Origin of the sequence: Faecalitalea cylindroides (assembly GCF_028321995.1) — a bacterium.
Taxonomy (GTDB): Bacteria; Bacillota_I; Bacilli_A; order Erysipelotrichales; family Erysipelotrichaceae; genus Faecalitalea; species Faecalitalea cylindroides.
The window spans coordinates 66,136-75,099 of record NZ_JAQLXG010000011.1; the positions used below are offsets into that span (position 1 = coordinate 66,136).

The following is an 8,964-nucleotide window of genomic DNA, read 5'->3' on the forward strand; positions in this document are numbered from 1 at the left end:
CCAATAAGGAAAGGAGCAGACACCATGAAAGAAAAAAGACGGGATAGCAAAGGACGTATCTTGCATACTGGAGAGAGCCAACGAACAGACGGAAAATACTTATATAAATATGTGGACGCATTTGGAAACACAAAATATGTGTATGCTTGGAGATTGACACCCACAGACCCGACACCAAAGGGAAAACGGGAAAAACCCTCACTTCGTGAACTGGAACAGCAGATAAGACGGGATATTGAGGACGGTATCGACAGCACAGGCAAGAAAATGACGCTTTGCCAACTCTACGCCAAACAGAACGCACAGAGGGCAAACGTGAAGAAAAGCACACAGAAACAACGGGAACAGCTCATGCGGTTATTGAAAGAGGACAAGTTAGGTGCTAGGAGCATTGATACGATAAAACCCTCTGACGCTAAGGAATGGGCGTTACGCATGAAAGACAAAGGCTTTTCCTATAACACCATTAACAACCATAAACGCTCGTTAAAAGCGTCATTCTATATCGCCATACAAGACGATTGTGTAAGGAAAAACCCTTTTGATTTCAAGTTGAGTGAAGTCCTAGAAAATGATACCAAAGAGAAAGTCGCATTGACAGAGGAACAGGAACTAGCCCTACTCTCATTCATCAAGACGGACAATGTGTATCACAAGTATTATGATGATGTGCTGATACTGTTAAAGACAGGACTTCGTATCTCGGAACTGTGCGGACTGACAATCATGGACGTTGATTTTATCCATGAGGTTGTAGTTATCGACCACCAGTTACTAAAGAGCAAGGAACAAGGTTATTATATTGAAACGCCTAAGACAAAAAGCGGAACAAGGCAAGTGCCATTAAGCAAGGAAACGATACAAGCATTTCAACGGGTTATGAAGAAACGCCCAAAGGCAGAACCATTTGTGATAGATGGACGGGGCAACTTCCTATTTGTCAATCAGAAAGGCAAGCCCAAAGTTGCGATTGATTACAATATGCTTTTTGTCCGTATGGTAAAGAAATACAACAAGCACCATAAGGATAACCCTTTGCCACATATCACACCGCATACGCTACGCCATACATTCTGCACAAGATTGGCAAGCAAGAACATGAACCCGAAAGATTTACAGTATATCATGGGACATTCAAATATCAGTATCACAATGAACTGGTATGCTCATGCGTCCATAGATACTGCAAAATCAGAGGTTCAGCGTTTAATCGCATAGAAGTATTTACCACGATTTTAACCACGCTTGATAGCGAAAATATAAGAAGATAGACCTAGATATGTGAGGTTTACCACAAAAGCAAAATGCCCGTAGAGCCGATAAAATAAGGCTTTGCGGACATTTAAGAAGATATAAAAAGATAGTTAAAAAGATATATATAATTTATAGAAAATTTTGATGGTAAATAAAAATCAGACAATTCGATAGAATCATCTGATTTTTTTATTAATTATCGTTTTAAGTCTAATACAACAGGAACAGATTTATAACCAACACCCATACGATCGATTCCCATATCGATCAATTGTAGGAAGTGTTCTCTTGTACGGATACAACCGCTTCCTTTAACCTGACATTTGTCCTGTACTTCTTCCTGCATGATCTTGATCACTTCTACTGTTGCACCGTGGGCTTCAAATCCTGTCAAGAATCCAGTACTTGTTTTGACAAAGTCAACACCAGCTTCAATACCACAGTGGCAAGCTTTTCGAATCTGTTCTTCATTCAAAGCATCGGTTTCAAAGATAACCTTGACTGGGACATTCTTTTCATGGCATACATCAACGACTGCCTTGATATCTTCAGTAACTTTGTCATAAAGACCACTGCGAATCCAGCCAAAGTTAGCTACAACATCAAGTTCTCCGATAACATCGGCATAGTTATCAACCAAGATCTTTGCCTGAGCGATTTTAGATTCAGTGGAACTTGTTCCAAAAGGGAAATCACATACAGGACATAGTTTTGTGTCAGAGCCTTCTACATAAGGTTTACACAAATCCATATAACCTGGATTGATACAAATTGTGGCACAACCTAATTCCACGCCATCTTTTGTCAACTCGATGATCTGCTCTTCGGTAAATTCGGGTTTTAATACGGAATAATCGATGTAAGATGCTAATTCCTTTGTGCTCATTTCACTTGCTTTTTTTGTAGGATGTTTCATTATTTTACCTTCTTTCTTTATTGTAACAAATGTATGGTACAATTACACATATACTATAAAACGATTGTAAAATAGTGTCAAGAATAAGAGAAATTAAATATTAAGACTTCTTTGAATCTGAACGGGAATGGTTTCGTTTGATGAGTTTTTGTATAATTCCATCATAAATATACACTTATCAGAGCGAGTTATGGATGTGGTGTATTCCAGTACATCTCCGTTTTTGGTATTAGATATACGAGTGATCTTAAATCCAGGTACATTCTGTTTACAGTTTAGAAGCTTTTTGTCCTGGTCGGATAAGAAAACAGCTTCAATACTCTCTGTGGCGTGGTAAGGAACAAGTAAATACTTTTCAGAAAGAATGGCATATAAAGAATGATTGGAAAAGTCATAGGACTCAATACCAGGACATAAATAATAAGGGATATAAGTACTTTCACATAGAATAGGATCATTATTTCCTTTGCGAATTCGCTTTAACAAGAATACTTTTGTGTTTGAATCTGGTAATTTAAGAGCTTCTTTAATATGATCTTCCACATGTTCAAGAACAGTACATTCTAGAACGCATGAAGATGGAGTTACACCAATGTTTTGCATATTTTCAGAGAAGTTATAAAGGTAATTGATGTTTCTTTTTAATTTAGGACTGGCAATAAAAGAACCTTTCCCTCTTCTTCGAATCAAATAACCATCTTCAATCAACATCTCCATTGTTTTTCGAACCGTAGATCGACTGATGTTTAATGTTTCACAAATGGAAACCTCAGGAAGCATTTGATCGCCTTCTTTTAAGATACCCGTCAATATCAGGCGTTTAAAATAGTCATAAAGCTGTTGGTATAAAGGGGTCGTATTATCTAGATTTAAATGAAAAGTATCTTTAAAATAATTAATATCCATAAGCATCTCCTATATTGTTCTAATTGTATCTATTATACCATACTTTTTAAACATCAATATGAAGGAAACCAAAATAAGAAATTTATTGTAGAATAAACAAAGAGGTGTAAAAATGAATCGATGTCAATGGTGTAATGAAAAGAACGAAAAGTATGTTTTGTATCATGATGAAGAGTGGGGCGTACTACGATTGGATGATGAATATTTATTTGAAATGCTTGTGCTTGAATCTTTTCAAGCGGGATTATCCTGGGAATGTGTTCTAAATAAAAGAGAAGCGTTTCGCCAGGCATTTGATGGTTTTGATCGTTTTAAGATCCAGCTATATGATGAATCGAAAGTTGAAGAATTACGATCAAATCCAGATATAATTCGAAATCGTTTAAAAATACAGGCGACGATCCAAAATGCACGTATCTTTTCGGATATTGTAAAAGAAAAAGGATCTTTTAGAGCATATCTAGAAGAATTTACAGACGGTAAGATTTATTATGAGACAAATCTTACACATTCAACTCTATCGGATGCGATTTCTAAAGATCTAAAAAAGAAAGGTATGAAATTTGTGGGAACTACGATAATTTATTCGTATCTGCAGGCAATTGGAATTATAAACTCACATGATGAAACATGTTTTAAATACGTAAAAAAAGAAGATCGAAATTAACTGGAGTAGATCTTCTTTTTGATTAGAGATAAAAATGCCTGAGCGGCAGGTGAAAAAGTCTGGTATTTTTTTGTGACAATATATACATCAACCGAAAGTTCAGGAACAATCATGCGAAAGGTCAGATTTCTGCCAGCTGTATTGACAAGATCTTTTAGACATAATGCATATCCAATACCATGTTCAACCATAAAGGTTGCGTTATAGATCAAATTATATGTTCCTACGATATTTAATAAAGAATCAGCTGAGTTAAACCAGTCAACATTTTGATGACCTGCATATATTTGATCACCCAATAATATTGGTAAAGATTTAAGTTGATCGATATTGATGTATTCTTGTTTAGCTAGATCACAATCCGCAGGTATCAATAATCCGTATATATCTTTTCGATATAAATTTAAATACTCATATTTATCCTGACGTACTGGGCCTAGTAAAAGTCCCATATCATCAATTCCTTTATCGATTCGTTCCATGATGGCATCTGCGTTGCCGCTGTATGTACGTAAAAGAATATTAGGATGTTGACTATGAAATTCTTCCATCCATTCGGCAAGCATATCCATGACGATCGTTTCACCGCATCCTATTGAGATTTGCCCAGCGAGTTCTTTTTCTTCACCAGAAAGTGAAAGTTCTGTTGTTTTAATAAGATCTAATATTTCCTGAGTTCTTTTTTGAAGGAAGGTTCCTTCCTGGGTCAATGTAATTTTTCTTTTTCCACGAATAAATAACTGTTTACCTAGTTTTTCTTCTAATTCCATTATTTGTTTTGATAAAGTAGACTGACTGATATATAACGATTTTGCAGCCTGCGATATATTTTTTTGATGGCTTAGAACTAAGAAATATTCAAGAAGTCTAGTTTCAATCATAATAATCACCTGTTTATATTTTAACATTCCTAAAAAGCATAATAAAGCATGCAATATAACTGTTTGCGATATAAATATTTTCTGATTATAGTTAAGACAGGAAGTGATGATATGAAAATAGAGAATAAATCGTTTGATGAAGAACGCGCTTTTTATGGAGAAAGACAATTAATTATTGAACACTGTCAGTTTGATGGTCCACAGGATGGTGAAAGTGCTTTTAAAGAATGTGAAGATATACAAGTTTATTCAACCTATTTGAATTTGCGTTATCCATTTTGGCATGATCATGGTTTAAAGATCATAAGCAGTGATATGACAAAGAATTGTCGTGCTGCATTATGGTATTCTGATCATATTGAAATCAAAGATACCAAGATGCATGGAATCAAGGCATTGCGAGAGTGCGATGATATTTTGATCAAAAACTGCAGCATCGATTCTCCAGAATTTGGGTGGATGTCTCATAATGTGTATATACAAGATACTAAGGCCATCAGTGAGTATTTTTTAATGAGAGCTTCAAATATCAATCTTAAAAATACACAGTTTAAAGGTAAGTATTCTTTTCAATATGTAAAAAATGGTTTGATCGATCATTGTGAGCTGGATACAAAAGATGCATTTTGGCATTCCGAAGATATTTGGGTCAAAGACTGTGTATTAAAAGGAGAATATCTAGGATGGTATAGTAAAAATCTGGTTCTTGAAAATTGTACGATCATAGGAACACAGCCATTTTGTTATTGTGAAGGATTACGATTGATAAATTGTAAGATGATCGACACAGATTTGGCGTTCGAAAGATCTCAAGTCAATGCGACTATCACAACACCTGTTATCAGTATTAAAAATCCTTACCAAGGAAGGATCGTTGTCCCAGGCGTCAAGGAGCTGATTTTAGATGATCCTAACGCTAAAGGGGAAATAGTTTATGCCACAAATTAATATTCAAATCCATGATCATGATTTATTAGTAGAAATGATCGATAATTCATCTTCAAAGGCTTTGATCAAAAGACTTAAACAATCTGATATTGTGTTGGAGATGAAAGAGTTTGCGAACATGGAAAAGTTTGGGGTGTTAGATAAAAAATATCCTCAAAACGATGAGTGGGTTACGATTTTGTGCAGGGATGTGATCTTATCGGAAGGATATTTGCTGGTCATTTATTATGCACCAAATACTTGGAATTTTACAAAGATTGGAAAAGTGATCAATGTCAGTGATGGAGAGTTTAAAAGAATTTTAGGTAAAGGCAATGTACATGCCAGAATTCATTTGGTAAAGGAGTAAGACATGAAAAAAAGAAGGTTAGGAAACAGCGATTTAATGGTTTCTGAAATTTGTATGGGTTGCATGGGATTTGGAGATCCAACAATAGGACAGCATACATGGACATTGGATGAAAAAAGTTCCAGAGAAATCATCATACAGGGGCTTGAAGCAGGCATTAATTTCTTTGATACTGCGATTGCTTATCAAAGCGGAACCAGCGAAAAGTATTTAGGAAAAACAATTCAAGAAGTTTCTAATCGAGATGATGTTATCATCGCAACCAAGTTTTTGCCTAAAAACGATGAAGAAATTGAAAAAGGAATCAATGGTATTCAACATGTGGAAAATATGTTGAACAAAAGTTTGGAAAACTTAGGTATGGACCATGTCGATCTATACATCTATCATATGTGGGATCATAGAACACCATTGATTGAAATTCTAGAAGGGTTAAATAAACTTGTAAAACAAGGAAAAACATGATATATAGGAATATCCAATTGCTTTGCGTGGCAGCTTGCTCAGGCTAATGATCTGGCTCGTGAGCGTAATTTAACGCCGTTTGTTTCCGTACAGAATCATTACAATTTGATTTTTAGAGAAGAAGAAAGAGAAATGAAAGTTTTTTGTGAACAGGAAAACATCGCAATGACACCATATAGTTCTTTGGCAGGCGGACGTTTATCGAAACATTTAAATGAGACATCAAAACGATTACAGGAAGATGATTACGCCAGACTAAAATATGATAGTACGAAAGAGGTAGATCAAAAGATCATCGAAAGAGTGGAAGAATTAGCCAGCGCTCATCATACATCCATGAGTGCGATTTCTTTAGCCTGGCTTTTGACCAAAACGACCTCACCAATCGTAGGGATGACAAAACCAAGTCATGTAAAAGGGGCTGTTGATGCCTCCAATCTAGTCTTGAACAAAGATGAAATACATTATTTAGAAGAGCTGTATGTCCCTCATAAATTGGTTGGTGTCATGGCACAAAATACGAAAGAATCATCCAATGAAGCTCATGTCTGGAGCGTACAAGAAAAACAATAAGGAGGAAGAAAAAAATGAGTACAGTAAAAACAGATGCACAATTTATGGAAAGATTTGAAAACTTTGCGTTTAAAGAAGTTGTTGAAGAAGAAAGTGTAGCCTTGGAAACAAATACACGCTATTTAGCTATTCTTGCAAGCTTGGTAGGAAGCCAGGGATTGGATGCCTATAAGTTTATTTTAAACAAAGCCTTGGATGAAGGTATGGATCCAATCATGGTCAAAGAAATGGTCTATCAATCAATTGATTATGTTGGTATGTCAAGGATGTGGAGCTTTTTAGCAGCAACCAATGAAATTTATCAGGAAAGAAATATTTCTTTGGATGCTGGAGAAGCGACAACAACGATGTTTGATCGTCTTGAAAAAGGGGCCCAGGCACAAGTTGAGATCTTTGGAGAACATATGAAGGAAGCTTGGAAAACATCTGTGGTAAATCGCTGGTTAGCTGCAAATTGCTTTGGCGATTATTATACAAGAACAGGCTTAGATCTAGCGCAAAGAGAAATGATCACCTTCTGTTTTTTGATGGCTCAAGGGGACTGTGAACCACAGCTGATTGCCCATTCAAAAGGGAATATGAATATGGGAAATGATGCAGAATTTTTAAAGAAAGTGGTTCATCAATGTTTACCATATATTGGATATCCTAGAAGTTTGAATGCTTTAAATGCGATTGATAAAGCTCAAGAAGCATAAAAAAATCTATGAAGTATCATAGATCGTGAAAAATTGGTTTCATTTGATCAAAGGTGCAAAAAGCTTGAAATCCAAGTTCTTTTAATAAGATTTTGGATTCTTCGATTTGAGAACCTAAATGTTCAGGCTTATGAGAGTCAGAACCAATGGTTATGATTTCTCCACCTAACTGATGATAAAGTTTTAATATTTCAAGTGAAGGAGTCGTATCTTTTAAACCATATCGTTTAGATGAGGTGTTGATTTCGATTCCTTTTTTATCTTGGATGACAACTTTTAAGATTTTTTCGATGAAAGGTTTTATTTTTTCAAAAGGATAAATGCCGGCAAGATCATATCGATTAATCAGATCCATATGCCCCAATACACTGTAGTTTTTATAATTGGATACGAGCTTATACATGGTTTCAAAATAGCCTTCATTATATTCTTGCTGGGTCTTGTCTTTCTGGTATCCCTGATTCCAGAATTCTAAATCGCCGATTTCATGAATAGAAAGAATGATAAAGTCAAAGGAATATTTTTGGAATAAGGCTTCGTATTGAGGAATAGTGTGCATCTGCATCCCAAACTCCATGCCTGTTTTGATGGTGATTTGAGCACCGTATCGTTGTTTCATTTCTTCAATAGTTTTCATGTAGTTAGGATAATCACAATTGGTCAAAGGTTCATTTTGACGATAGATGATCTTTTTTCCAGGTTCCTGATCAAATTTGATTCCATAGTCTACATGTTCTGTGAAGCAGATCTCATCCATATGCATAGAAATAGCATCTTGAATGACTTTTTCCATCGGATAAATGGAGTCATCGCTGAAGTCTGTATGAACGTGATAATCGGCAAACATAGGGTCCCTCTTCTCTAGTGATAGTATTTTATCATATTTAGGTAGAATAAATGAGAATTCATCTTGAAATCATAAGAGGAGCTTGTTATAATTGGTTAGCACTTACTTTAGGCTCAAAAGGAGTTTAAGGCGGAAGGAGGAAATAGTATGAAAAAAGGAATTCATCCAAATTACCATACTGTTAAATGTATCTGTTCATCTTGTGGTGCAGAATTCGAAACTGGTAGTACGATCAAAGGCGATGAAATGCGTGTAGATACTTGCAGCAATTGCCATCCATTCTTTACAGGTCGTCAGCGTTTCGCAGCTGCTCAGGGACGTATCGAGAAATTTAACAAGAAATATGGTTTAAACAAATAGGTTTAACGTATACAAAGAATAAGAAGGGGGTCTAACAGTTAAAAGTTAGATCTAAAAAAGGACTGGAATTCCTTAAATGGAAACTCCAGTCCTTTTTGTC

At 35.6% G+C, this 8,964-nt stretch carries 10 protein-coding genes and 1 pseudogene; 7 read left to right on the top strand and 4 right to left on the bottom strand.

Annotation, left to right across the window (positions count from 1 at the left end):
* Window positions 1-24 precede the first annotated feature (24 nt).
* Window positions 25-1,218, top strand: a complete 1,194-nt coding sequence (locus PND65_RS07060) for a site-specific integrase (RefSeq protein ID WP_015536407.1) — start codon at window positions 25-27, stop codon at window positions 1,216-1,218.
* Between the two features lie 232 nt (window positions 1,219-1,450).
* On the opposite strand, the gene deoC is transcribed toward PND65_RS07060, so the two are convergent.
* Window positions 1,451-2,170: a deoxyribose-phosphate aldolase gene (gene deoC, locus PND65_RS07065; RefSeq protein ID WP_035400608.1), complete on the bottom strand. Its 720-nt coding sequence runs from the start codon at window positions 2,168-2,170 to the stop codon at window positions 1,451-1,453.
* A gap of 93 nt (window positions 2,171-2,263) precedes the next feature.
* The gene (locus PND65_RS07070; protein ID WP_271991640.1) at window positions 2,264-3,076 is read right to left on the bottom strand and encodes a GntR family transcriptional regulator; all 813 of its coding nucleotides are present in this window, start codon (window positions 3,074-3,076) and stop codon (window positions 2,264-2,266) included.
* A gap of 112 nt (window positions 3,077-3,188) precedes the next feature.
* Here PND65_RS07070 and PND65_RS07075 point away from each other — a divergent pair, with 112 nt between their 5' ends.
* Complete coding sequence (locus tag PND65_RS07075) at window positions 3,189-3,743, top strand: DNA-3-methyladenine glycosylase I (RefSeq protein WP_087158534.1); 555 nt, start codon at window positions 3,189-3,191, stop codon at window positions 3,741-3,743.
* On the opposite strand, the gene PND65_RS07080 is transcribed toward PND65_RS07075, so the two are convergent.
* Window positions 3,740-4,624, bottom strand: a complete 885-nt coding sequence (locus PND65_RS07080; RefSeq protein ID WP_271991638.1) for a LysR family transcriptional regulator — start codon at window positions 4,622-4,624, stop codon at window positions 3,740-3,742. The genes PND65_RS07075 and PND65_RS07080 overlap by 4 nt on opposite strands.
* 111 nt (window positions 4,625-4,735) lie before the next feature.
* Here PND65_RS07080 and PND65_RS07085 point away from each other — a divergent pair, with 111 nt between their 5' ends.
* From PND65_RS07085 to PND65_RS07100, 4 genes and pseudogenes are all read left to right on the top strand, one after another.
* Window positions 4,736-5,572, top strand: coding sequence for a DUF3737 family protein (locus PND65_RS07085; protein ID WP_022356426.1), 837 nt, complete (start codon window positions 4,736-4,738; stop codon window positions 5,570-5,572).
* On the top strand, window positions 5,559-5,921 hold the full coding sequence (locus tag PND65_RS07090) for a cyclophilin-like fold protein (RefSeq protein WP_271991636.1): 363 nt from the start codon (window positions 5,559-5,561) through the stop codon (window positions 5,919-5,921). Before PND65_RS07085 ends, PND65_RS07090 begins: the two co-directional genes overlap by 14 nt.
* 54 nt (window positions 5,922-5,975) lie before the next feature.
* Window positions 5,976-6,959: pseudogene (locus tag PND65_RS07095) on the top strand (aldo/keto reductase).
* Window positions 6,960-6,973: 14 nt separating this feature from the next.
* Window positions 6,974-7,657: a carboxymuconolactone decarboxylase family protein gene (locus tag PND65_RS07100; protein ID WP_271991634.1), complete on the top strand. Its 684-nt coding sequence runs from the start codon at window positions 6,974-6,976 to the stop codon at window positions 7,655-7,657.
* Between the two features lie 16 nt (window positions 7,658-7,673).
* Here PND65_RS07100 and PND65_RS07105 read toward each other — a convergent pair whose 3' ends face one another.
* Complete coding sequence (locus tag PND65_RS07105; RefSeq protein ID WP_271991631.1) at window positions 7,674-8,504, bottom strand: histidinol-phosphatase HisJ family protein; 831 nt, start codon at window positions 8,502-8,504, stop codon at window positions 7,674-7,676.
* 147 nt (window positions 8,505-8,651) lie between these two features.
* On the opposite strand from PND65_RS07105, the gene rpmE reads away from it, so the two are divergent.
* Complete coding sequence (gene rpmE, locus PND65_RS07110; protein ID WP_015535627.1) at window positions 8,652-8,864, top strand: 50S ribosomal protein L31; 213 nt, start codon at window positions 8,652-8,654, stop codon at window positions 8,862-8,864.
* Window positions 8,865-8,964: the final 100 nt, after the last annotated feature.